The sequence below is a fragment of the Agrobacterium salinitolerans genome (assembly GCF_027498475.1).
GTDB lineage: Bacteria > Pseudomonadota > Alphaproteobacteria > Rhizobiales > Rhizobiaceae > Agrobacterium > Agrobacterium salinitolerans.
The window spans coordinates 1-23,462 of the sequence record NZ_JAPZLN010000003.1 but is presented as its reverse complement, the minus strand read 5'-3'; the positions used below and the strand labels follow the sequence as shown (position 1 = coordinate 23,462).

At 58.4% G+C, this 23,462-nt stretch carries 18 protein-coding genes and 1 tRNA gene; 9 read left to right on the top strand and 10 right to left on the bottom strand.

Features of this window, described 5'->3' with window-relative positions:
- Positions 1 to 34 precede the first annotated feature (34 nt).
- The gene (locus O9X91_RS12100; protein WP_142912317.1) at positions 35 to 1,252 is read right to left on the bottom strand and encodes a deoxyguanosinetriphosphate triphosphohydrolase; all 1,218 of its coding nucleotides are present in this window, start codon (positions 1,250 to 1,252) and stop codon (positions 35 to 37) included.
- A 226-nt stretch (positions 1,253 to 1,478) separates the two neighbouring features.
- On the opposite strand from O9X91_RS12100, the gene erpA reads away from it, so the two are divergent.
- Both erpA and xth read left to right on the top strand, forming a co-directional pair.
- Positions 1,479 to 1,811, top strand: coding sequence for an iron-sulfur cluster insertion protein ErpA (gene erpA, locus O9X91_RS12095; protein ID WP_077982150.1), 333 nt, complete (start codon positions 1,479 to 1,481; stop codon positions 1,809 to 1,811).
- A 95-nt stretch (positions 1,812 to 1,906) separates the two neighbouring features.
- Positions 1,907 to 2,704: an exodeoxyribonuclease III gene (gene xth / locus O9X91_RS12090; RefSeq protein ID WP_142912318.1), complete on the top strand. Its 798-nt coding sequence runs from the start codon at positions 1,907 to 1,909 to the stop codon at positions 2,702 to 2,704.
- 57 nt (positions 2,705 to 2,761) lie between these two features.
- Here the strand turns inward: xth and exoR are convergent, their stop codons facing one another.
- The 8 genes from exoR to O9X91_RS12050 form a co-directional block, all read right to left on the bottom strand.
- On the bottom strand, positions 2,762 to 3,556 hold the full coding sequence (gene exoR / locus O9X91_RS12085) for an exopolysaccharide production regulator ExoR (RefSeq protein ID WP_077982148.1): 795 nt from the start codon (positions 3,554 to 3,556) through the stop codon (positions 2,762 to 2,764).
- Between the two features lie 562 nt (positions 3,557 to 4,118).
- Positions 4,119 to 5,408 (bottom strand): outer membrane protein transport protein, encoded by a 1,290-nt coding sequence (locus O9X91_RS12080; RefSeq protein WP_077982146.1) that lies wholly within the window; start codon positions 5,406 to 5,408, stop codon positions 4,119 to 4,121.
- A gap of 459 nt (positions 5,409 to 5,867) precedes the next feature.
- Positions 5,868 to 8,711, bottom strand: a complete 2,844-nt coding sequence (locus tag O9X91_RS12075) for a valine--tRNA ligase (RefSeq protein WP_142912320.1) — start codon at positions 8,709 to 8,711, stop codon at positions 5,868 to 5,870.
- Between the two features lie 219 nt (positions 8,712 to 8,930).
- Positions 8,931 to 9,935 carry a cell division protein PopZ gene (gene popZ / locus O9X91_RS12070; RefSeq protein ID WP_142912321.1) on the bottom strand — a complete coding sequence of 335 codons (1,005 nt, stop codon included), beginning with the start codon at positions 9,933 to 9,935 and terminating at the stop codon, positions 8,931 to 8,933.
- 389 nt (positions 9,936 to 10,324) lie between these two features.
- Complete coding sequence (locus O9X91_RS12065) at positions 10,325 to 10,996, bottom strand: protein-L-isoaspartate O-methyltransferase family protein (protein ID WP_077982143.1); 672 nt, start codon at positions 10,994 to 10,996, stop codon at positions 10,325 to 10,327.
- Between the two features lie 362 nt (positions 10,997 to 11,358).
- Positions 11,359 to 12,153 carry a DUF3800 domain-containing protein gene (locus O9X91_RS12060; protein WP_142912322.1) on the bottom strand — a complete coding sequence of 265 codons (795 nt, stop codon included), beginning with the start codon at positions 12,151 to 12,153 and terminating at the stop codon, positions 11,359 to 11,361.
- Positions 12,154 to 12,281: 128 nt separating this feature from the next.
- Positions 12,282 to 12,355 (bottom strand) — tRNA-Cys (locus O9X91_RS12055).
- Positions 12,356 to 12,594: 239 nt separating this feature from the next.
- Positions 12,595 to 12,747, bottom strand: coding sequence for a DUF3309 family protein (locus O9X91_RS12050; protein WP_003495626.1), 153 nt, complete (start codon positions 12,745 to 12,747; stop codon positions 12,595 to 12,597).
- A gap of 710 nt (positions 12,748 to 13,457) precedes the next feature.
- Here O9X91_RS12050 and O9X91_RS12045 point away from each other — a divergent pair.
- Together O9X91_RS12045 and O9X91_RS12040 are read left to right on the top strand one after the other, a co-directional pair.
- Positions 13,458 to 13,763, top strand: coding sequence for a hypothetical protein (locus tag O9X91_RS12045; RefSeq protein ID WP_077982113.1), 306 nt, complete (start codon positions 13,458 to 13,460; stop codon positions 13,761 to 13,763).
- Between the two features lie 94 nt (positions 13,764 to 13,857).
- Positions 13,858 to 14,103, top strand: a complete 246-nt coding sequence (locus O9X91_RS12040; RefSeq protein WP_142912323.1) for a DUF982 domain-containing protein — start codon at positions 13,858 to 13,860, stop codon at positions 14,101 to 14,103.
- A 512-nt stretch (positions 14,104 to 14,615) separates the two neighbouring features.
- Here O9X91_RS12040 and wrbA read toward each other — a convergent pair.
- Positions 14,616 to 15,215, bottom strand: coding sequence for an NAD(P)H:quinone oxidoreductase type IV (gene wrbA / locus O9X91_RS12035; protein ID WP_142912326.1), 600 nt, complete (start codon positions 15,213 to 15,215; stop codon positions 14,616 to 14,618).
- Between the two features lie 278 nt (positions 15,216 to 15,493).
- On the opposite strand from wrbA, the gene O9X91_RS12030 reads away from it, so the two are divergent.
- The 5 genes from O9X91_RS12030 to O9X91_RS12010 all read left to right on the top strand — a co-directional run bounded on the left by O9X91_RS12030 (position 15,494) and on the right by O9X91_RS12010 (position 23,358).
- Entirely contained in the window at positions 15,494 to 16,285 is a 792-nt protein-coding gene (locus tag O9X91_RS12030) for a competence/damage-inducible protein A (protein WP_269834100.1), read from the top strand.
- Positions 16,286 to 16,387: 102 nt separating this feature from the next.
- Positions 16,388 to 17,233 (top strand): universal stress protein, encoded by an 846-nt coding sequence (locus tag O9X91_RS12025; RefSeq protein ID WP_269834081.1) that lies wholly within the window; start codon positions 16,388 to 16,390, stop codon positions 17,231 to 17,233.
- 290 nt (positions 17,234 to 17,523) lie between these two features.
- Positions 17,524 to 18,021, top strand: coding sequence for a xanthine phosphoribosyltransferase (gene gpt, locus O9X91_RS12020; protein WP_060724333.1), 498 nt, complete (start codon positions 17,524 to 17,526; stop codon positions 18,019 to 18,021).
- Positions 18,022 to 18,687: 666 nt separating this feature from the next.
- Positions 18,688 to 22,506, top strand: a complete 3,819-nt coding sequence (locus O9X91_RS12015; RefSeq protein WP_077982112.1) for a vitamin B12-dependent ribonucleotide reductase — start codon at positions 18,688 to 18,690, stop codon at positions 22,504 to 22,506.
- Positions 22,507 to 22,731: 225 nt separating this feature from the next.
- Positions 22,732 to 23,358: a Cap15 family cyclic dinucleotide receptor domain-containing protein gene (locus O9X91_RS12010; protein ID WP_269834082.1), complete on the top strand. Its 627-nt coding sequence runs from the start codon at positions 22,732 to 22,734 to the stop codon at positions 23,356 to 23,358.
- Positions 23,359 to 23,462: the final 104 nt, after the last annotated feature.

Below are 23,462 nucleotides of genomic sequence, written 5' to 3'. Positions count from 1 at the left end.
CATAACCGGGTCGGCTCCGCGATTGCCCGCTGCCCTATCGCAAATCGGGGGTGTGGTCAAACAGCCGCTGGTGGGCGCGCAGTGCATAACTATCGGTCATGCCGGCCAGATAGTCGCCCACATGCCGGGCTTTTGCGGCCACGCTCATGCCGGAAATGCTGTCCACCCAGTAATGGCTCTGCATTTCCGCCGGCACTTCCATATAACGGTGGAAAAGATCGGTAACGATCTGCGTGGCACCGGCGCGGATGCGCATGATTTCCGGATGGCGGTAGATATGGCCGAACAGCAGCTTCTTGATCTGCCGGTCGGTCTCGGCCATTTCCGGCGAGAAGGTCGCGACGGTGAAATCGGCGGCGCGGATATCGGCCGCGCTTCGTGGTTTCAGGCGGGCAAGATTCTGCTGGGCAACGCCGATCACATCCTCGACCATATGGGTGATCTGGCGGCGCATGATCTCATTGGCAAAACGCTCCTTGTCGAGCACGGGATATTTCGCCCGCACCTGCGCCATCAGTCCGCTGAGGAATGGCACCTCCTCCAGCATCTCGAAAGTGAGATAGCCGGCACGCAATCCGTCATCGATATCGTGGGTATTATAAGCGATGTCATCGGCAATCGCCGCCACCTGCGCCTCGAGGCTCGCATAGCTGCCGATTTCCAGATCCTGCTGCTCGCAATATTCGAGGATGGGCAGCGGAACCGGCCCCTTGATCCCCTCGCCCCTCGCATTCACCAGCGGACCGTTGTGTTTGACGAGACCTTCCAGCGTCTCCCAGGTGAGGTTGATACCGTCATATTCGGCATAACGGCGCTCCAGCTTGGTGACGATGCGCAGCGACTGGGCGTTATGATCGAAGCCGCCATAGGGCAGCAACACCGCATCCAGCGCGTCTTCGCCGGTATGGCCGAAGGGCGTGTGGCCGAAATCATGCACCAGCGCCACGCCCTCGGCCAGATCCTCATCCAGCTTCAGCGCACGGGCGAGAGCGCGGGCGATCTGCGCCACCTCGACGGTGTGGGTAAGCCGCGTGCGATAGTGGTCTCCGTCAGGGCTGATGAAGACCTGGGTTTTGTGCTTCAGGCGGCGAAAGGCCGTCGTGTGAACGATGCGGTCGCGGTCGCGCTGGAATTCGGAACGCGTCAGGCTTCCCTCTTCGGGAAAAAGACGCCCGCGCGTGGTCCATGGATCCGAGGCGAAAACCGCCCTCTCACCGCTTCCGAAACCCAATGCGCGCTGGTCTATGATCATGCATCCACCTGTTGTCTTCGCCGCCATGACCTAGACTGTGACTTCCTTTTCACCTCGGCCATTGACCTTTTCATTTACCCTTCATACCTATCGCAGAGGTCGGCGCAAAGCATCATCGCCGCGCTGACCGCCTTCACACAGGCTATAGACCGTTAATTTGACCGGTTTATAATGGTGACAACGAGATTATTGCTCTCCGGTTCTTGACCCCGGCAGGAGGAACGACATGGAAAACAGCGACATTACCCTTTCGGAAGCCGCGGCAAAGCGAATCGCCCAGATCGTCGCCGCCGACGCCGGCAAACAGGCGCTGCGCGTCTCGGTGGAAGGCGGCGGCTGCTCGGGCTTCTCCTACAAATTCGATCTGGCCGAAGACAAAACCGATGACGACATCGTGATTGCCCGCGGCGACGCCAAGGTGCTGATCGACAGCATGTCGGTCATCTATATGGCCGGCTCCGAAATCGACTTCGTCGATAATCTGCTCGGCCAGTCCTTCCAGATCAAGAACCCCAATGCCGTGGCAAGCTGCGGCTGCGGCACCAGCTTCTCAATCTGACGATTCTATCCACCACATCCTCGCCACCACCTTCCAAAAACGGTGGCAATCGGTTTTGCATCGGGTAAAAGTACCCCCACAAAAGGGAAACTCCGATGAAGATTGCCACCTGGAACATCAATGGCGTCAAGGCGCGTATCGAAAACCTCTGCCAGTGGCTGAAGGATTCATCGCCTGACATCGTCTGCCTTCAGGAAATCAAGTCGGTTGACGAGGGTTTTCCCCGCCTTGAGATCGAGGCGCTCGGTTATCACATCGAAACGCACGGCCAGAAGGGTTTTAACGGTGTCGCCCTGCTCTCGAAGGTCAAGCCGGACGAGGTCAATCGCGGCTTGCCGGGTGACGATACCGATGAGCAGGCCCGCTTCATCGAAGGCGTGTTTTCCGTGGAAGGCGGCGCGATCCGCGTCTGCTCGCTTTACCTGCCGAACGGCAATCCGCCGGACGATCCGGTGAAATATCCCTACAAGCTTGCCTGGATGGAGCGCCTGCGGCGCTTTGCGGAAGATCGCCTTGCAATGGAAGAGCCGCTGATCCTGGCCGGTGACTACAACGTCATTCCTGAGCCCTTCGATTGTCACGACCCACGCGTGTGGGAAGGCGACGCCCTGTTCCTGCCGAAAACACGCGCAGCCTTCCGCAAGCTGGAGAATCTCGGTTTCACCGATGCCGCGCGGGCGACGACGGATGAAGCAGGACTTTATTCCTTCTGGGATTATCAGGCTGGCGCATGGCCAAAAAACAACGGCATCCGCATCGATCATCTGATGCTGTCAGCCGAAGCCGCGGACAGGCTGGAATCCGTCAGCATCGAAAAACATGTGCGGGCCTGGGAAAAACCGTCCGACCATGTGCCGGTCTGCGGTTATTTCGCTTTCAATCCGGTCGGCTGACCGGCCCCTTCAGGCGGAAGAAATCACCCTGATCGCCATTCTCAATCCGGCCAACTCTCAATCCGGATCGCTAAACTGCATGTTCTGTGCGAGTGCGATTGCCGCGCGGCGATCCTTCTCACCGGCGAGCGAAAAAGCCTGCTCCTGCAGGTTCTGTATCCAGGTACAGTCCGCCGCCGCGCATTTGTCGAGCGCAGCGGTCATGAAGGCCAGCCCCCGCGTCGTCTGACCTTCCTGGAAGATCAGGTTGCCGAAGATCGACATCGCGCCGGCATGGCCGTGTTTGCGGGCCTGATTGAGCCACTTCTTGGCCTGCTGCACGTCGGCGCGACCGCCCTCGCCGGCAAGAATCATCTCCGCCAGACGGAACTGCGCCTCCGCGACGCCAAAGGTGGAGGCAACCTGGAAATAAAGCTGGCGGGCCTGCGACAGGTCCATCTTCACCGGGCTGCCGGGAATGCCGTGACGGTAATAATCGGCAAGGGAAAGCAGCGCATTGACAAAAAAGCCGGTATCTTCCGAACCGGGCTCAACGCCCTGGCTGGCGATTTCGCTGTAGATCTTGAAAGCTTCGAAGTCGTTCTTGGCAACGCCGTCGCCATAGGCATACATATTGGCAAGCGCCCAGCGAGAGCCGGTATGGCCTTTTTCAGCCGCATAGCGATAGGCCTCGACGGCTTCGCCCTTGTTGCCGTTCTTGTAGGCCTTGAAGCCGAACTTGAACAGGTCGAAGGGGCCGGATTCCTTGGTCACGCCCGCATTGATGTCAAAAGCCGCAGCAGGCATTGCGAGCGACGCAAGCAACATGCCCATGAGGAGCGGCTTTAAAACGTTGGCTTCACATTTCAGCATTTCAGCGAACTTCTCTCACTCTTCCCGGCATATAGCCAATACTTGCGGAATACTGCAAAGCCGAACTCCACCGGGTCGCGATTTTTCGAACACACTGCGTCTTTCCGGCAGCACTTTCCAGCGCACCACCGGTGGTCTTTTGCAGCAACTGCCCTAATTTTCCAGTGAGACAGATATAGGCATAATTTCCGGCAATATAACGGCATTTCGCCGTCCACCGGTCAGACCTGAACAAGAATGCCGGATGTAATTCCCGTATTACTTGCTTAAACCCTGAATCCAAACCCGTTTTCACTTTCCGGCCTTGCGCATCACCACATCAAACGCCTGCATGTTCTTCCATTCCCGCGTCCCTAAACATAAGCCAAGCACCCTGTTTGTGGCGGGAAATGGACAGATATGCTCACATTCCAACGCGACCACACGCTTGCAGAAAAGTGTTGCCAAATCGTCACAAAACTTTCGGCCTAGAAAATTTTATCTAGCAGGAATCATAGTCGCGCACGAAAAAGGCCCGGCTGGTAAACCGGGCCTTTATTTTAGCATCTGCGGAAGGATGCTGTCAGAATTTGACCTTCACGCCCGTGGAGATTGCTGCCACGAGGTCGTTGCCGAAGTCGTAGCCCACCTCGTTGCCGCAAGTGAACCCGGCACCGCACGGTCCGCCATTAATGGAAGAGCTGCCGGAGGTCAGGAGGCCGAGAGCACCGGCAATCTTGAACTCGATATTCTTGTTCGGGGAGTAGACAATCTGCGTGCCCAGCGTCCAGGTGTCGGTCTGGGTACCGATGACAGTCGATGTACCGCGATCCCAGGTCAGGCTCACAGCGCCGCTCCACTGCTCATTGAACTTGTGGCCAACGCCACCGGAAATCGTCCAGCCATCGCGGTAAAACAGGTCGAGCGTGTTCAACGTGTCTTGTCCAGCGGGAACGCAAGGTGACGTGCCGACAGCGCAGAAAGGAATGACCTGAATCTGGCTCCAGTCGGTCCATTTCACCGAACCGAAAGCAAGCCAGTCCGGCGCAATGCCGGATTGCACCTTGAGTTCGATACTGTCTGGCATGGAAACAGAGCCATAGATCGGCACGAGCTTGCCGCCGTATTTCGCAAGCGTCGGAGAAATGGACGGCGGCGTCTGCGGAATCGCCCTGACATCGGCGAAGCCGGTCAAGTCGTGATCGACGGCGCTGTTATAAACAAGGCTCGCACGGAAGGCGATCTCTGGAATCTCATAGGCCATGCCGGCGCGCCAGCCCCAGCCATCACCTTCCATCTCAAGTTTGCCAACGCCGCTGAAGCTGGACCAGGCCGGATTGAGGCCCAGAACGGCCGGCCCGAGAACCTGACGGTATTTATAACCGCTGATCTCCTGGTAGAAACCGCCGCCGATGATCGAGAAGTCGCCTTTGCCAAGATCGAACTTCACCCGGCAGGTGGTAGCGTAATTGTGCGACTTGACCTTGGTCTCGATATTGTAGCTCGATCCCTGCCAGATGCCGGGATTGAGATGTGCGCCCCAGGGCTGCGAATAATCGAACATGCAGTCGCCGAAATCGCCGATTGCCGCCTTGGCACCGACGCGGGTCGACCAGAAGTTTTCAGAGTCGTCTGCGGTGCTTGACCAAGAAGCAGGTAAGGGACCGCTCTTTGCCGGGTTGTCGCGCGCATTCTCCACCTTGCGCTGCGGCGCGACGAAGGTTGCGGAACTGTCGAGAACATAATCGGACGGATCGAACAGCAGGTCGATATTGTAACCGCCACGCTCAAGGCCGCCGGCCAGTGAAGGCGTTACCGCCGCGATGCTGACTGCGAAACATACCGCGCCGCGAAAAATTGCAGTTTTTGCCATCTCTCTCCCCAATCAAGGCAATGTGATCGTCAAAAGAGTGAAGCGCTTCGCGGCAAATGACAATCTGCCGCACACTGGCACAGTTCCGCGACACTTCTCCATTTTTTACGTAAGAATTTTATGCGTATGCCCTTAAATAGTCATTTTAGGTTATTTTTCTAATCCAATTGAAGCAATCAGACATAAAATGAAACAAATTCCCACTTGAGACAGGAATTGTCGCCAAATAACCACACTTGCGAGTTTCCCGAAGAAACGCACTTATCAGGCCGTTTTTGTTGGATTTTTTGGCTGTTCCAAAGGTTTTCGGGCGGGCATGGCCTGAAATAATCGCTCTTTCGAACCCGCGTGATTCGTCGTTGCGGCGCAGCAATCAACCGGGGCGAATTGTTCCGCCAAAACAAAAAACGCCCCCTTTTCGAGGAGGCGTTTTGTATTCGTAAATGACGGAGGCAGCTATTATCCGGCTTCGCTGACCCGTGTAAGCGCTGTTCTCAAGCTTGCAAGCTGCACTTCCAGCTCCGCCTTGCGCTCGCGCTCGGCGGCCACGACTTCCGGATCGGCATTGGCCACGAACTTCTCGTTCGACAGCTTCTTGTCGATGCGTTCCATTTCCGCATCCACCTTGCCGATCGCCTTTTCGAGCCGGGCCTGTTCAGCCGCGAGATCGACGAGGTTGCCGAGCGGCAGGCAGACCGTGGCCTCACCGACGATGATCTGGGCCGAACCCTTCGGCGCGACATCGGCAGCGCGGATTTCATCCGCCCGCGCCAGGCGCCGGATGGCCGCGGCATGGCGGTCCAGTCGCGCTTCCGTGGAGGTATTGGCACCGACGACCACCAGCGAGGCGGTAGCGCCCGGCGGCACGTTCATCTCCGCGCGCGCGGAGCGAATGCCGGAGACGAGATCGATCAGCCAGTTGATTTCGGCGGCTGCCGCATCATCACGGAATTCCGGCTCCGGCCAATCGGTCAGGCAGAGCAGATCGTCGCGCTCCTCGCCCTCGCCGGCCGTATGTGCCCACAGTTCTTCGGTCATGAAGGGCATGAAGGGATGCAGCAGCTTGTAGATCTCGTCCAGAACATAGGCCGCGCAGGCCTGCGATTCCCTCTTCGCTTCTTCGTCTTCGCCGCTGAAGACAGGCTTCAGCAGTTCCAGATACCAGTCGCAGAACTGGTTCCAGACGAAACGGTAAAGAATTCCGGAGGCGTCGTTGAAACGGAAGTTCTCAAGCGCCGCCGTCACGTCGCGCGCCGTATTGGCAAGCTCGGTCAAGATCCAGCGGTTGATGGTCAGCGAGGCGGTCTCGGCGAGGAAATGCGGATCGCGCTTCACGCCGTTCATCTCGGCAAAACGCGTGGCATTCCAGAGCTTGGTGCCGAAGTTGCGATAACCGGCGATACGCGCCGGATCGAGCTTCACGTCGCGGCCCTGCGCCGCCATGATGGCCAGCGTGAAACGCAGCGCATCCGCACCATATTCGTCGATCAGTTCCAGCGGATCGATGACGTTGCCCTTCGACTTCGACATCTTCTGGCCGTTCTTGTCGCGAACCAGCGCATGGATATAGACCGTGCTGAAGGGTTCGACCGGATTGCCGGCATCGTCCTTCATGAAATGGAGACCCATCTGCATCATGCGGACAACCCAGAACGGAATGATGTCGAAACCGGTGACCAGCACATTGGTCGGATAATAACGCGCCAGTTCCGGCGTCTGCTCGGGCCAGCCAAGGGTCGAGAACGGCCAGAGCGCCGACGAGAACCAGGTGTCGAGCACGTCTTCGTCGCGCGTTAGGATTTCGCCCGGCTTGAAGTTTTCGAGCTTCTCTTCCACCCAGGCCTTCCACGGACCTTCATGGGCAATATAATGCTGGATGGCCGCCTGAAGCGCCTCTTCCTCGGTTTTCTCAACGAAGACCTGCCCGTCCGGGCCATACCATGCCGGAATCTGGTGTCCCCACCACAATTGCCGCGAGATGCACCAGGGCTGGATGTTCTCCATCCACTGGAAGTAGGTGTTTTCCCAGTTCTTCGGCACGAAATTGGTGCGGCCTTCGCGAACCGAGGCAATCGCCGGCTGGGCAAGCGTCTTGTTGTCCACCCACCATTGGTCGGTCAGGCGCGGCTCGATCGGCACACCGCCACGATCGCCATGCGGCACGACGTGCTTGTGCGGCTCGATCTTGTCGAGCAGACCGGCTTCCTCGAAGATTTCGACGATGATCCTGCGCGCGGTAAAGCGGTCCTGCCCTTCCAGACGGTCCCATGCGCCATGCAGCGCAGCCGGATGGCTGAGGCCTTCGAGGAAATCCTCATTCTCCTTGATGGTGATCGTGCCGTCGATATTCATGACGTTGATGGCGCGCAGGCCGCAACGCTTGCCGACTTCGAAATCGTTGAAATCATGCGCAGGCGTGATCTTGACCGCGCCCGTGCCGGCCGTCGGATCGGCATAATCATCGGCGACGATCGGGATCTTGCGTCCGACGATCGGCAGGATGACATGCTTGCCGACGATGCCCCTGTAACGCTCGTCTTCCGGGTTCACCGCAATGCCGGTATCGCCGAGCATCGTTTCCGGACGCGTCGTTGCGACGACGATGTAATCGCGGGTTTCGAACTCGGTGGGCTTGCCCTCTTCGTCGAAGGCAACCGGATACTGATAGGTAACGCCCTTTTCCAGCGGGTAACGCAGGTGCCAGAGATTGCCCTTCATCTCGATCTGCTCGACTTCCATGTCGGAAATCGCCGTCAGCAGCTTCGGATCCCAGTTGACGAGGCGCTTGTCCTTGTAGATCAGGCCCTGCTTGTAGAGAGTGACGAAAACTTCGAGAACCGCTTCGGAGAGGCCTTCATCCATGGTAAAGCGTTCCCGCGACCAGTCGCAGGAGGCGCCGAGACGTTTCAGCTGGTTGAAGATGAGGCCACCGGACTCGGCCTTCCATTCCCACACCTTTTCGACGAAAGCCTCACGGCCCATATCGCGGCGGCCGGGAAGCTGGTTTTCCATCAGCTTGCGCTCGACGACCATCTGCGTGGCGATGCCGGCATGGTCCATGCCCGGCTGCCACAGCACGTCCTTGCCGCGCATGCGCTCGAAGCGGACCAATATATCCTGCAGCGTGTTGTTGAGCGCGTGGCCCATATGCAGGGAGCCGGTCACATTCGGCGGCGGAATGACGATGGTGAAGGTTTCCGCACCCGGTTTGGCGTTGGCGCCGGCACGAAAAGCGTTAGCCTCGTCCCAGGCTTTGGCGATTTTCGGTTCGACGGAAGCGGAATCGTAGGTCTTTTCGAGCATTTCCTGACCTGAATTTTAGAGTTCTTGTGTGGATTTTTTAAATAAGGATGGACGGGAGAGAGTCAACAGAAACCCGCCCGCGAGCCAACCATTGAGCGGACCCACGGGTGACTATGCCCCCATAACACCTTCATCTTCAACAAAAAAAGCCGCCCCTATGCCGGAGCGGCCCCTGTTTCGTCGCATCCGCCGCAATCGCTCGTGCGGCCGGAGGAGAACTTAGCGACGCGAACCGCGCGCCACGCGCTCGATTTCCTCACGCACCAGACGCTCCACGAGCGTCGGAAGATTGTCTTCCAGCCAGTCCTGCAGCATCGGGCGCAGCATTTCAGCGGCCATGTCCTCGATCGAGCGCCGCTCGACGCCGTCGAAAACCTGCGCAAGCTCGCTGAAGGAACGGGCGATCTGCGCGCCGGCAGCGGCGGAAAGGAGATTGAGCGACAAGCCGCCCTCACCATCCGCTACGTCTTCTGCCTGTGGCTTGGCCAGATCGAATGCATGTTTTTCAACAGCAGGTTCCAGCACCGCCATATCGAAACGATCCGCTGTCAGCGGCGTTTCGATGGCACCGCGCAGCGACAGCTGATCGAAGCGGTTTTCGGCCGAAGGCGCGCTCTCGATGGCGGCAGCGGCGGCGCGATCCTCGGCGGCAAAAGATACCGGCTGCTCGCTCACGCTGGATGCCGGCTGCTCGCTCACGCTCGCGGCGGCCGCAGCCATCAGCGGCCGCACATCCGTCGGGCGCTGCGGTGCGGCGCGTTCCGAAGACGTCGCGGAGAAAGGCTGCGATAGAGCCGGCGCAGCAGCCGGCGGCGCGGTCTCGGACGCTCCACTGCGGGCCTGCGCGGCGAAAGCCTGCGGCCCCATGGCCGCGTTACGGTCTGCGGCGGCACGCACACGGGCGGCAACATCGGCAAGGGACATGGTCTTTTCGGCGGCGCTTTCCTGCCCTTCAGCCATTGGCTTTTCGGAAACCGGCGAAAACTCCTGCGCAGGCCGTGAGCCGAAAGCCTGGTTTGCAGCGGGGGGAACGCGCGCCGGCGGGCTGATGGGCTCCGCCACGAAGGCCGCTTCGCTCGCAGCCTCGTCTTCATCGTCATAGACCGGCGGCAACTGCCCGGAAAACGCACCGGCAGGTCCGGTCTCGTTGCTTTCGATGATCCGGCGGATAGACGCCAAAATCTCTTCCATGGACGGTTCACGCGCTACGCTTGGCTGAGCCATATCAATCCCCGGTTTCCACTCTTCGAGCGCCCTTGCCGCATCCCTCGGACACCGGATGAGCGCTCCTTGACCTGTTCAATTTGCACATCGCGTTTTCGACAACCGAAATCGATCGTCACACCGATGCTCTGAAACATGGCCGGCCAAGCGCTTGAGCATTTCGCCGTCCCTGTCGCAGGATCATGCGGGGCAGAAAAACGCACACCCCGAATCACCCTTAGTTTAGGTCAGCATAGCGAGGAACTAAATCACTGATTCGACAAGTTTCGTGATGATGCACAGCTTTGTGAGAGCGGCCCGGAAGGAAGCGCCCGCCGGCAAACCGAACATAAAAACGCCGGGGCGGAAACGTCACCCCGGCGTCAAAAGAGAAGATGATCCTTTGCCGATCAGAAAACGAATTCGGCCGCCTTGGCAAAACCCGGCAGCGGCTTGATCGAAGCATTGAAGAAAGCGGCTGCCGATGTGCTGTTGCCATCGCGGCGATAGACGGTGGCCTTTGCGGCGCCACCATATCCGACGACCACGACCAGACGTCCGCCGTCGCGCAACTGGTCGATCAGTGCCGCCGGCACTTCTTCCACCGAGCCGTTGATGAAAATGAGGTCATAGGGCGCTTCGCCCGCATAGCCCTTTTCGAGATCGCCTGTCACGACGGCGACATTGTCATATCCGAGCGAGGCGAGCGTCTCGGTCGCCTGTGCGGCCAGCGCCTCATCGCTTTCAAGCGAAACCACCGAACCGGCAAGCTGCGAAAGGATGGCAGCCGCATAACCTGCGCCGCCGCCGACTTCCAGCACCACGTCCTCCTTCGACACGGCCGAAAGCTGCAGCAGCTTTGCCAGCGGCGAGGTCTTCATGACATAACGGGCCGGACGGCCATCGCGGGCGGGACAGATCTGCAGGTCCTCGTCCACATAGGCAATCTGCCGCACACCCGCCGGCACGAATGCCTCGCGCGGCACACTCAAAAACGCCTTCAGCACGGAATGCGAGGTCACGTCGGTCGTACGCAACTGGCTGTCGACCATATTGGCGCGTGCGGTTTCGAAATCCATCATATCGTCTCGCCTCAATTTCAAGGATGCCGGTCGGGAAGCCTCGGCTCCAAAAGCTCAAAATGGCAGGGGCTCACCCTCGCCTTTGGATAATCTCATAATTGCCCAAGCGCACGCTTTCAAGCGCGCTGAGCAGGATGTGCGGGAAAAAGCGGAATCACGGGGATTTTTAAAACGACAAGACCGCTACGGGCTGGACCTGCAACACACTCGCGACTTTTCAAAAGAAATTTCCTTGGCAATCTATGGGAATCAATAAGAACAAATGTTATATTCGAGATAGGCAGCCATGCGCCGGAACAACCCAGAGCACTCGAAAGATTGCAGGCGAGAGATCGCAATTATGGGCCGGGGGGCTGCCGCTTTTATTTGAAAAGATCGATAAATTTGCTCTGCTGTTCGTTCAAGTCACACTCCTCGTGTTTTGGAACGATTTTCACGCCATAACTCAGGTAATTTCCTTTCCTGTGGTAGGTCACAGGCTTCAAGTATTCGGCATACCTAAGTTCACAATTCCCGTAAAAATCTGGTTCTACCGCCGCCGCAAATGACGATGCAATCGCATCGACAAGCTGCAGGCTTGCGCTCTTCTTGTGGTCTTGAGCATCAACCGCGTCAATATCGATGACGGGCCAATGGATTTTCATTTCCGGTGAGGGATTGTCCTTCATGTGCTGTAAATACGCCCTGAAACTTTCATAAGACATCCCGCCTCTTCGGGAGAACGTTATCTTCACACGACCATCACCCTCCGGAACGTTTGGCCTGTAATCACGGCAAAGCCAAGAAATACGTTCAATCAGATACCTGGTCATATAAAAATAAAGTTGGTTTTTGGAGGTATATATACCCTCTGGAATTGGAGGCTTTGCAGCGATTACGCTCAAAGCGCGCAAGGGTAATCCGCCAATTGTCTGCGCTGCAACAATCCGTTGCTGATGATTCAAATCCATAAAGTGGAGGTGTCTATTTTTCTTGTTCACAAACTTTTCGGATATTGAATCTCTCCAGCTTACAGCCTCTAAGTTGTATGACTGCCGAAAGAGACAAGCTGAAATAACCAGCCATTTGGTCGAACCGCCTCTACGGCTGGGTTCCCTATAGTTGCCGAGACCATCATCACCTGATTCATCAATGAAAGCCAAATAGCTGTGAGCCATTGCACCCGCCCTTGCCCCGAAGCGATTTCGGTTTCCTGGGGAAAAGCAAAGCAAATTACGGGCTTATGTCAACTGGGCAAAAAAACGCCCATGACTGGAATAACCACAAAATTTTTGGCGAAGAATTTTGGAGGCCTCGCCCGGAATTGAACCGGGGTACAAGGATTTGCAGTCCTCTGCGTCACCACTCCGCCACGAGGCCTCACACGCTCATCAATCAAGCGATGGCGGGCATTTAGAACGAATCCATTATGGGCGCAAGAGGGTTCGTTCCGAATGTGGTGTTTTTTCGGGCCGGACCGGCACACCACAGCAGCCGAACTCCTAAGCGCTTAAGATTATGAAGCTTTTCGTATCCGCTGCATATTTCGGAACAAACAAAGCCCGCACCCGGCGCGTTTGCGCCGTTGCGGGCGATGCTGCATTTGCTGTGCCGGGAGGTCAGATTCGCCCAAGCAGAACCAGGATCAGGACGATGACCAGAACCAGTCCGAGACCGCCTGACGGGCCGTAGCCATAATTATGGTAACCCCAGCTTGGCAGTGCGCCGATGAGAAAAAGAATGAGAAGGATGACGAGGATGGTGCCGAGCATGTGTAACCCTCCACTATTGGCATATGTCCTGCGTGTTTGAATGATGAAACGCGCAAAAAGTTCCCTTCTCTCTATAGCCGGCAGCATAAGGGTGGAAACGCATCCTCATCAGTTTCAACGGGTTACACCGGAAATTCGGAAATGCGGCCTTGCCGCTCCGTCTCGGGAAATAATTCTCCGCCAAGTTAGGTCGCCACAAAAGCCCCGTGGAGCTGTGGCGGGCCGGCCTTAACCGGGATGACCAAAGCAGCGATTTATCCGAGGTGATTTCTCGGCCTATGTCTATTGGCGGTTGTCCGTCATATTAATGCCAGTCACCCGTCCCCTGAAACTGGCGGGAGACGGAGAGATCCGGCATCACTGGCAGTGCGCCGGATCTCTCCCGCCCCTCCCAACAGCCCCTCATATCCCCTTCCCCTTCGCAGGCACACGGATATTTTACCGGCTATCTCCTGCCTTTCGCTTGCATTGCCGGTTTCACTCCGGCTAGACCCCGGACCGGGAGGGAGAAACGAGCATCACATGTCCGGTTTTGCGAACCTCATCCCGCTTTTCATCTTCGGCCTCCTCGTCTATTTTTTCTTTCGCTGGGTCGCGCGCGACATTCAGAAACCGAAGAGCAAATAGTCGGGAAAATCGTCTCCGCCCCTCTGCCGCCGGGAACCGTCGCGCCTCGACATCGTTTTCACAGACGCACTTGGGAGGACAGGATGAAAACGCTCGTATCGTCGGCCGCTATCGCGCTTGCACTGGCGCTTGCCGGATGCACCACGGCCGGGCCGGCCGCCTATCTCGGCCCCGCGCCCTATGTCGAACCGATCCCCGGCAGCATCATCTACAGGGGCCAGCCGCGAACCAAACTGACGAAATCGCCAATCGGCAGCACTTTCACCCATGAGTTCCGCATCGACGGCAGCACGAGAGCGGTGGAAACCTACCGCATCGCGCCGGACCGCTCGCTGGAACTCATCGACCGCCGCATCATCCGCGAATGGCTGTTCGGGCGCGACGACTGACCGCACCGTAACCGGCAGAAACGCATCCGCAACGGGATTGCGCATCCTGACCGCTTGGTTTAGAGCCGGGCGCAACAACCACGATGGATAGGCGATGAATACGCGCTGGCAGAAACCCGTCCTGATCGCGTTCGAAACGCCGGGCGATTACACGAGCATCGACACCACGCAGGCCGCCTCCTGGGCGCTGATCGAGGACTGGCCGATAGAAGACGGCGATGCGCTGGACAAGGCGCTGCTGGTCTGCGCCGCCGTCGATGCAGGCCGGAAAAAGCCCGAGGATGCGCGCAAGGCCTTCATCGCAGCCGCAATCGAAGCGGGCCTCGATATCAAGGCCTGACGTCGAAATAACTGGGGCCGCAGACTATAAATGCCGCCAGCAGCGCTGCGTTTTCAAAAAGACAGGTTCGATGGATCGCAACAGATGGAAGCTTCCGGAAACATGAAAAAAGCCCTGTTCATTTTTCTCCTCTCCTGCCTGGCGATCGGCCTTCTCGGCCACCTCGTGGTCGCTTTCGTCGTCACTGGCTGAAGCGTGAAAACGCCCTCCGTCGGACGGCGGAGAGGCTGGATTTGAGAATTTGCTGAATTTCATTCTTTCGTTATGGAACCGCGATAAACTTTGCCCGTTCTCTTTTCACTCGACAGGAGGAGGGTTGGAATGCGTGACGGATTGAACGGTTTTCTGGAAATCTCGATGATCGGCTTCGTGGTCGCAAGCTGCCTTTTCATGGTCAACCCACCGATTTGAGCGACCTCAAAAATCTGTCTCCGACAGAACCGGCGACTTGACGTTCCGGCATAAAAAATGCGGCCTTTTGGGCCGCATTTCTGTTTCAACACATCATCCCATCAGGCAGAAAGCTTGGCCGCCAGCTTGGCGACATGGGCACCCTGATAACGAGCGGCTTCCAGCTCGATTGCGGAAGGCTGGCGCGAACCGTCGCCATCGGTGATGGTGGAGGCGCCATAGGGCGAACCGCCCTTGATTTCATCGACGCCCATCTGGCCCTGGAAAGCATAGGGCAGGCCGACAACGGCCATGCCGTGATGCAGGAAGGTGGGGATAAAGCCGAGAATGGTGGATTCCTGGCCACCATGCTGGGTGGCGGACGACGTGAAGGCCGAGCCGACCTTGCCGACCAGCTTGCCACTGAACCACAGGCCGCCTGTCTGGTCCCAGAAATTGCGCATCTGCGAGGCGACCGTGCCAAAACGTGTGCCGGCGCCGACGATGATGGCGTCGTAATCCGCCAGTTCGTCCACCGTCGCCACCGGGGCCGGCTGATCCAGCTTGAAATGGGAGGACTTTGCAACTTCTTCCGGAACGAGTTCGGGAACGCGCTTCACCACGGCTTCCGCGCCGGTGGACTTCACGCCCTCGGCAACCGCATAAGCCATTTTCTCGATATGGCCGTAAGAGGAGTAATAAAGTACCAGAACCTTCGTCATTCTCTTCGTTTCCTTTGCTGGAACTGTTTCCGGCGTACCGGCGACAAGCTTCTTTAAAAACTCGATGATCATCGGCTTTGACCTGTAAAAAGCGTATGACAAAAAGGTAGCGGACGGATCGGTCTGCCGCCAGCCGGGGATTGGCATACGCACTGTTCACGATGAGTGAACGCTCCGAGTCATCGTCAACCAATCCCCCTTCTGCGTTTCTTCAAAACCGCTTTGCATTCGCGCTGGCGCGGCGTTAACGTCGGGTGAAACAGATGACGAGTGCAACCATGTCCAATCCCTCCTCCGCTCAATCCGTCGTGACCGCCGCCATGCTCGCCATTGGCGACGAACTGCTTTCGGGCCGCACCAAAGACAAGAATATCGGCCACCTCGCGGATGTCCTCACCATGTCCGGCATCGACCTGAAGGAAGTACGCATCGTCTCCGACGAGGAGGAAGCGATCGTGGAAGCACTGAACGCACTGCGCAGCCGCTATGATTATGTTTTCACCTCGGGCGGCATCGGCCCGACCCATGACGACATCACGGCAGATGCGGTCTCTGCGGCGTTCGGCCTGCCCTGCGAACACGATTCCGAGGCGCTGCGCATGCTGGGTGATATGTATCGCGCCCGCGAGATGGAGTTCACCGAGGCGAGGAAGCGCATGGCGCGCATGCCGAGAGGTGCGGCCCATATCGCCAATCCCGTTTCCGTCGCTCCCGGCTTTGTCATCGGCAATGTCTATGTCATGGCCGGCGTGCCGCAGGTGTTTCAGGCCATGCTGGACAATGTCATGCCGACGCTGCGCACCGGCGCCAAAGTCATGTCACAGGCGGTGCGCTCGCCCTATGGCGAAGGCGATATCGGCACGCCGCTGACGGCCATCCAGAAGGCCCATCCCGAAACCAGCATCGGCTCCTATCCGAAATATGACGGGCAGCGCTTCTCAACCGAAATCGTCGTGCGCGCCCGCGACGCTGGCGTATTGAAGGCAGCAGCAGACGCGGTTGCCGCCATGATCGAAGCGATCGGCCAGGAAAAACAGCTGGCCGCAAGCAAGGGCGATGCAACCGCCTGAGGGAGAAATTTCAAAGGCGTCGAGTTGACCAAAATCAAGGTGGCCATCGGCAAAGACGGCCATTCTGCGCACAGCAACCAGATGTCACCGAGGAGAGAGAAAATGGGTTACAAGACGATATTGGCAGTGGTCGACAATGTTTCGAACACACAGAAGCTCGGCGAATTCGTGGTGAGCCTTGCCGACCAGTTTTCCTCGCATGTGATCGGCCTTCACATGGAAACGCTGGCGGCCGTTCCGCTGGTCGCGCCGATGGAAATTCCCGACCCCGCCACCGTGCAGGCGCTGCAGGACGTGGCGCACAAGGAAACCACCGATGTCGGCGCGCTTTTCGAGCGCACGCTGTCGGCCAACGGCATCTCGCATGAATGGCGCAGCTTCGTCACCTCGGTCGGTTACGCTTCCGCCTCCGCCATCGACAGCGCACGCTGCGCCGACCTCATTATCGCGCGCCAGAGCAGTTCCTCGGCGCTATCGGACAGCCGCTCGGATATTGACGGTTTCCTTTATGAAAGCGGCCGCCCCGTTCTCCTCGTGCCGCATGTGCTGACCGTTGCCAAACCGATCAAGCGCGTCCTGATTGCCTGGAACGGCTCGCGCGAGGCGACCCGCGCCACCTTCGACGCCCTGCCCTTCCTCAAAGCGGCCGACAGCGTCGAAATTTTCTCCGTTGATCAGGCGGAAAGCGAAACGCAGTCATCAGGCCTTGCCGGTGCGGAACTCGCCGCCACGCTTGCCCGCCACGGTGTCAACGTCACGGTCACCTCGCAGGAAAAGATCGCCGGCATCTCAGCACAGGCGGCTATCGAAAACCGTCTATCGGATAACAGCATCGACCTTCTGGTCATGGGTGCCTACGGCCATTCCCGCTGGTGGGAACTGCTGTTTGGCGGCGTCACCCGTACACTGCTCGATTCCATGACGGCGATGACGCTGCTGTCGCGTTGAAAATGGATGGGGCGCGGATACCCCCTCAACATCCGACATGAAGCGGGCGATTGCCGCTTGTTTCTTCTCCCCGCCGGGGAGAAGTCCGCGGCAGCGGGATGAGGGGGCAAGCCCTCCGCATATCTCTACCGTTGCCCCTCATCCGGCCCTTCGGGCCACCTTCTCCCCCGTGGGGAGAAGAACCAAGCCGCAATCTCCCGCACTCACCTTTTTGCGGAACTCTTGCCTTTTTGCCGGTCTTGCGGCTATTAGCCAAAGCCATCGACAATTTTGACCAGATGGTAGACGACATGTCCCTTCCCGATAAAGCCTTTCCCGTTTCCTGGGACCAGTTCCACCGCGACGCCCGTGCGCTTGCCTGGCGTCTTGCCGGTCTCGACAAAGAGTTCCGGGCAATCGTCTGCATCACCCGCGGCGGCCTCGTTCCGGCGGCGATCATTTCGCGCGAGCTCAACATCCGCATGATCGACACGGTCTGCATCGCCACCCGTCATGACTATGTCAACCAGGGCGACACGGTTCTCTTGAAGGGCGTGGCCCCCGAGCTGACGAGCGACGCCGGTGAAGGCGTGCTTGTTGTCGACGATCTGACCGACACCGGCAAGACGGCGCTAGAAGTGCGCGAAATGTTGCCGAAGGCGCATTTTGCCTGCGTTTACGCCAAGCCGAAGGGCGTGCCGACCATTGACACTTTCGTCACTGAAGTGAGCCAGGACACCTGGATTTATTTTCCCTGGGACATGGGCTTCACCTATCAGGAGCCGATCGCCAAGGGATCGCGCGGCTGATTGCTGCCCTCATTCAAAATCGCACATGAAAAGCCGCCCCTTCGTGGGCGGTTTTTTGTGGAGAAATGTCTTTTTTGAAAGCTGCGGAAAACACGGAAAAACCGCAGTGTCGCCATTATGCCTCACCCCGGAAATGCAGGGTTTTTGCCTTTCCGTTGCGGAAACCAGCCTCGCGCAAGCTTCAAACCTTCCCGCCAAGTCACTGATTTTTCTACTAGCTTTTCCTATCCCCGTTTTCCACAGGCACTCCACACAATATCTTGTGGTTAAAAATGGGTTTCAATCTATGGCTTGACGAATCTGTGCCGCGAGAGGAAAGTGACACTTATGTTGCGGCGGCAACGGACCGGAAAGTAACGAGGCCGGTTCTTCTCCATCTTCAGCGCGCATGTCCAAACGGCGTCCCGGCCATGAGGGGGCGGCTCGCCGGTGGTTTTTCTGCGCCTTGTGGAACCGCCAAAAACATGAGGCGGGGACTGGCAGCAAGAATGTGTTAATACTATATATAGTAGGCTTGCGGCCATCTTAAACACGAGATACAGGGATGACATCCAAGGATGAGCATCCCTATTAGATCGGCAAAACCCGGCTGCGCGAAGGCATCGCACGGCTGGAACGGATTTTTGCGCCCTTCACCGGGCGCCCAATGGACGAGGACACAAACCCATGCGCATTGAACGCCGCTTCACGAAGCCCGGCCAATCGCCTTATGCGGAGATCGACTTCCGCAAGGCCGTCAGTGAAATCAAGAACCCGGATGGATCCATCGTGTTCCGTCTGGCGGACATCGACGTTCCCGCGCAGTTCAGCCAGGTTGCGACCGACGTTCTGGCGCAGAAATATTTCCGCAAGGCCGGCGTTCCGAAGTTTCTCAAGAAGGTCGAGGAAAACGACGTTCCTTCCTTCCTGTGGCGCTCCGTTGCCGATGAAAAGGCGCTGAAGGACGTGCCGGAAGCCGAACGTTTCGGCTCCGAGACCGATGCGCGCCAGGTTTTCGACCGTCTGGCCGGCACCTGGGCCTATTGGGGCTGGAAGGGCAAATATTTCTCGTCCGAAGAAGATGCGCTGGCCTTCCGCGACGAGCTTGCCTATATGCTCGCAACCCAGCGTGTTGCCCCGAACTCCCCACAATGGTTCAACACCGGCCTGCACTGGGCCTATGGTATCGATGGCCCCGGCCAGGGCCACTTCTATGTCGACCCCTTCACGGGCAAGCTGACCAAGTCCAAGTCCGCTTACGAACATCCGCAGCCGCATGCCTGCTTCATCCAGTCCGTTGAGGACGACCTCGTTAATGAAGGCGGCATCATGGACCTTTGGGTGCGTGAAGCGCGCCTGTTCAAATACGGCTCCGGCACCGGCTCCAACTTCTCCTATCTGCGCGGCGAAGGCGAAAAGCTTTCCGGCGGCGGCAAATCCTCCGGCCTGATGAGCTTTCTCAAGATCGGCGACCGCGCAGCCGGCGCCATCAAGTCCGGCGGCACGACCCGCCGTGCGGCCAAGATGGTGGTCGTTGATGCCGACCATCCCGATATCGAAGCCTATATCGACTGGAAGGTGAACGAGGAGCAGAAGGTTGCCGCTCTCGTCACCGGTTCCAAGATCGTCGCCAAGCACCTGAAGGCGATCATGAAGGCCTGCGTCAACTGCGAGGCCGACAATGGCGATTGCTTCGACCCGGCCAAAAACCCTGCCCTGAAGCGCGAAATCCGCGCTGCCAAGAAGGACATGGTGCCGGAAAACTACGTCAAGCGCGTCATTCAGTTCGCCGAGCAGGGTTACAAGGACATCCAGTTCAAGACCTATGACACGGACTGGGATTCGGAAGCCTACCTCACGGTATCAGGCCAGAACTCCAACAACTCCGTCTCGCTGAAGGACGACTTCCTGCGCGCTGTCGAAAACGACGGCGACTGGAACCTCACCGCCCGCAAGGACGGCAAGGTCATGAAGACTCTGAAAGCCCGCGACCTCTGGGAAAAGATTTCCCACGCCGCCTGGGCATCCGCCGATCCGGGCCTGCACTTCAACACCACCATGAACGACTGGCACACCTCGCCGGCCGAAGGCCCGATCCGCGCTTCCAACCCGTGCTCGGAATATATGTTCCTCGACGACACGGCCTGCAATCTTGCCTCGCTGAACCTGCTGCAGTTCAAGGATGCCAAGACGAAGCGCATCGACATCGCCGATTACGAACACGCCGTCCGCCTGTGGACCGTCGTTCTCGAAGTCTCGGTCATGATGGCGCAGTTCCCGTCGCGCCAGATTGCCGAACGCTCCTATGAATACCGGACGCTCGGCCTCGGTTACGCCAATATCGGCGGTCTCTTGATGTCCTCCGGCATTCCCTATGACAGCGACGAAGGCCGCGCCATCGCCGGTGCACTGACCGCCATCATGACCGGCGTTTCCTACGCAACCTCGGCTGAAATGGCCGGCGAGCTTGGCCCGTTCCCGAGCTTTGCGCCGAACCGCGACAACATGCTGCGCGTCATCCGCAACCACCGCCGCGCCGCCCATGGCCTGTCGGATGGTTATGAGGGCCTGTCCGTCAATCCGGTCGCGCTCATCCATGCCGATTGCACGGATCAGGACCTGATCACCCATGCGACAGCCGCCTGGGACAAGGCGCTGGAACTTGGCGAAAAGCACGGTTACCGCAACGCCCAGACGACCGTCATCGCACCGACAGGCACGATCGGCCTCGTCATGGATTGCGACACGACCGGTATCGAGCCGGACTTCGCGCTGGTGAAATTCAAGAAGCTCGCCGGTGGCGGTTACTTCAAGATCATCAACCGGGCTGTTCCGGAGGCGCTGCGTTCGCTCGGTTATTCCGAAAGCCAGATCGCCGAGATCGAGGCCTATGCCGTCGGCCATGGCAATCTCAACCAGGCGCCGGCCATCAACCCCTCGACGCTGAAGGCCAAGGGCTTCACCGATGAGAAGATCGAAGCCGTCAACGGCGCGCTGAAGAGCGCCTTCGACATCAAGTTCGTCTTCAACCAGTGGACACTCGGCGCCGACTTCCTCAAGGAAACGCTGAAAGTTTCCGACGAGCAGCTCTCCGACATGAGCTTCAACCTGCTCGAGCACCTCGGCTTCGGCAAAAAGGACATCGAAGCAGCGAACGTGCACGTCTGCGGCGCGATGACGCTGGAAGGCGCACCGTTCCTCAAGAACGAGCACCTGCCCGTCTTCGATTGCGCCAACCCCTGCGGCAAGATCGGCAAACGTTACCTCTCGGTCGAATCGCATATCCGCATGATGGCGGCGGCTCAGCCCTTCATCTCCGGCGCGATCTCCAAGACGATCAACATGCCGAACGATGCGACGGTGGAAGATTGCGGCGCAGCCTACATGCTGTCCTGGAAGCTGGCGCTGAAGGCCAACGCCCTTTACCGCGATGGCTCCAAGCTTTCCCAGCCGCTCAATGCTTCGCTGGTGGAAGACGAGGACGAAGAAGACCTGATCGAAGAGCTGATCCAGCAGCCCGCCGCACAGCAGGCCGTGACGATCACCGAAAAGATCGTCGAACGGGTCATCGAGCGTGTCTCGCGCGAGCGTGAAAAGCTGCCGAACCGCCGTCAGGGTTACACCCAGAAGGCAACTGTCGGCGGTCACAAGGTCTATCTGCGCACCGGCGAATTCGGTGACGGCCGCATCGGCGAAATCTTCATCGACATGCACAAGGAAGGCGCGGCCTTCCGTGCGATGATGAACAACTTCGCCATCGCCATTTCGCTCGGCCTGCAATATGGCGTGCCGCTGGAAGAATATGTGGAGGCATTCACCTTCACCAAGTTCGAACCGGCCGGCATGGTGCAGGGCAACGACGCGATCAAGAACGCCACCTCGATCCTCGACTACGTGTTCCGCGAACTCGCCGTCTCCTATCTCGGCCGTCACGACCTCGCTCATGTCGATACGTCGGACTTCTCCAATACCGCACTCGGCAAGGGTATCCAGGAAGGCAAGACCAACCTGCTCTCCACCGGCTGGACACGCGGTTACAAGCCGACGCTGGTTTCCAGCAACGAGGGCGAACGCGCCGCTTCCGAACCCAAGGGCTCCGCAACGGCAACCCCTGCCCGCGCCTCGGCCAACGTCACCTCCTTTGCCGGCTCTGCCGCCCGCAAGCTGGAACCGACGGTCTCCATCGCAACCTCCGAAATCGTCTCCTTCAAGCGGGACTATGAAGAGCGCGCCAAGGAACTGGCCGAAGAAATCGCCGAAGAGGTGATCGACGAGGTCGTCCAGGAAGCCCAGCAGACCGCCACCGCCCTCTTCTCCGACAAGGCCGCCGCAGACGCTGCCTCGGCCAAGACGGAAGCCAAGAAGGTCGAAAACGAACGCCGCATGCGCTCGATTGCACAGGGCTACACGGGCAACATGTGCTCGGAATGCCAGAACTTCACGATGGTGCGGAACGGCACTTGCGAGAAGTGCGATACTTGCGGCGCGACGAGCGGTTGCTCGTAAGTAGGGGTCGCTTTAATGGAGCGGCTTGTTGAGAAATCGAAGCTAATTCTGGCCAAACACCCCTAAAACTGGCCATTTCCGGCCAAGAAACTGGCCAAAGCATATAATCACGGTCCCGGGCACTTTCCAGTGCCCGGGAAACGCCAGCAGGAACAAATCAGGAATAAACAGCACGGTTGGGTCTCGCGCCAATTCGTCACCGGCCCAATACGACGGACAGACTACATGCTCGAACACGAGTACACGCTTTTAGGAGGGGTCAGCCGTCTAAAGATCGGCCGCTACCTTGCCGTGATTTCAGCCACTGTGTCGGGGCTCATTGTGTTCGTTCTATTGTCCTCGGTGGACCTTGCGCAGCGGTTAGGCGTAGCCGCGAGCATTCCACCCAGTGTCCTCTCTTTCGTCGGAGCTGGCACAGTCTTCACGGCGCTAAGTTGGATCCTCAATCGCTACGCCTGGCGCTGGAAGATCATTAACAGCCTTCTGCAGATCCCAGATCTTGCAGGCAAGTGGAGCTGCACCGGAACGACCATGGCGACGGGCTCAAGCCCGCGGTTCGACTGGAGCGGCGAAATCACCATAGTTCAAACCTGGGACAGGATCCGCGTTCGGCTCAAGACTGCCACCTCAGCGTCGAATAGCAGGAGCGCTGCGTTGATCAAGGACGAGGCCGACGGTTGGCGGCTGTTCTATAGCTACCGCAACGAGCCGAACATCGACCAGCCTGAGCTCAGTGCCCATAAGGGCTTCTCGGAAATTCTCTTCGATCCCGAGCTCAACACGGGCAGCGGCGAATACTTCAATGGTCACGGAAGATACACATTCGGCACGATGTCGCTGGAAAGGGTCTGAGCGATGGCAATGAACATCAATTGTTGGTTTCCACGCGGAACTGAGCCGGTGGGGGTGCGGACGAAAACTTGGACCACCAAGGAGGTAGTTCATGTATTCCTACG

Coding starts and splice junctions, on each gene's coding strand:
- O9X91_RS12100 (WP_142912317.1), bottom strand. CDS start 1,252: ATGATCATAGACCAGCGCGCATTGGGTTTCGGAAGCGGTGAGAGGGCG.
- O9X91_RS12025 (WP_269834081.1), top strand. CDS start 16,388: ATGGGTTACAAGACGATATTGGCAGTGGTCGACAATGTTTCGAACACA.
- O9X91_RS12045 (WP_077982113.1), top strand. CDS start 13,458: ATGAAAACGCTCGTATCGTCGGCCGCTATCGCGCTTGCACTGGCGCTT.
- O9X91_RS12015 (WP_077982112.1), top strand. CDS start 18,688: ATGCGCATTGAACGCCGCTTCACGAAGCCCGGCCAATCGCCTTATGCG.
- O9X91_RS12075 (WP_142912320.1), bottom strand. CDS start 8,711: ATGCTCGAAAAGACCTACGATTCCGCTTCCGTCGAACCGAAAATCGCC.
- O9X91_RS12060 (WP_142912322.1), bottom strand. CDS start 12,153: ATGGCTCACAGCTATTTGGCTTTCATTGATGAATCAGGTGATGATGGT.
- popZ (WP_142912321.1), bottom strand. CDS start 9,935: ATGGCTCAGCCAAGCGTAGCGCGTGAACCGTCCATGGAAGAGATTTTG.
- erpA (WP_077982150.1), top strand. CDS start 1,479: ATGGAAAACAGCGACATTACCCTTTCGGAAGCCGCGGCAAAGCGAATC.
- O9X91_RS12065 (WP_077982143.1), bottom strand. CDS start 10,996: ATGATGGATTTCGAAACCGCACGCGCCAATATGGTCGACAGCCAGTTG.
- O9X91_RS12050 (WP_003495626.1), bottom strand. CDS start 12,747: ATGCTCGGCACCATCCTCGTCATCCTTCTCATTCTTTTTCTCATCGGC.
- gpt (WP_060724333.1), top strand. CDS start 17,524: ATGTCCCTTCCCGATAAAGCCTTTCCCGTTTCCTGGGACCAGTTCCAC.
- O9X91_RS12040 (WP_142912323.1), top strand. CDS start 13,858: ATGAATACGCGCTGGCAGAAACCCGTCCTGATCGCGTTCGAAACGCCG.
- O9X91_RS12080 (WP_077982146.1), bottom strand. CDS start 5,408: ATGGCAAAAACTGCAATTTTTCGCGGCGCGGTATGTTTCGCAGTCAGC.
- O9X91_RS12010 (WP_269834082.1), top strand. CDS start 22,732: ATGCTCGAACACGAGTACACGCTTTTAGGAGGGGTCAGCCGTCTAAAG.
- O9X91_RS12030 (WP_269834100.1), top strand. CDS start 15,494: ATGTCCAATCCCTCCTCCGCTCAATCCGTCGTGACCGCCGCCATGCTC.
- xth (WP_142912318.1), top strand. CDS start 1,907: ATGAAGATTGCCACCTGGAACATCAATGGCGTCAAGGCGCGTATCGAA.
- wrbA (WP_142912326.1), bottom strand. CDS start 15,215: ATGACGAAGGTTCTGGTACTTTATTACTCCTCTTACGGCCATATCGAG.
- exoR (WP_077982148.1), bottom strand. CDS start 3,556: ATGCTGAAATGTGAAGCCAACGTTTTAAAGCCGCTCCTCATGGGCATG.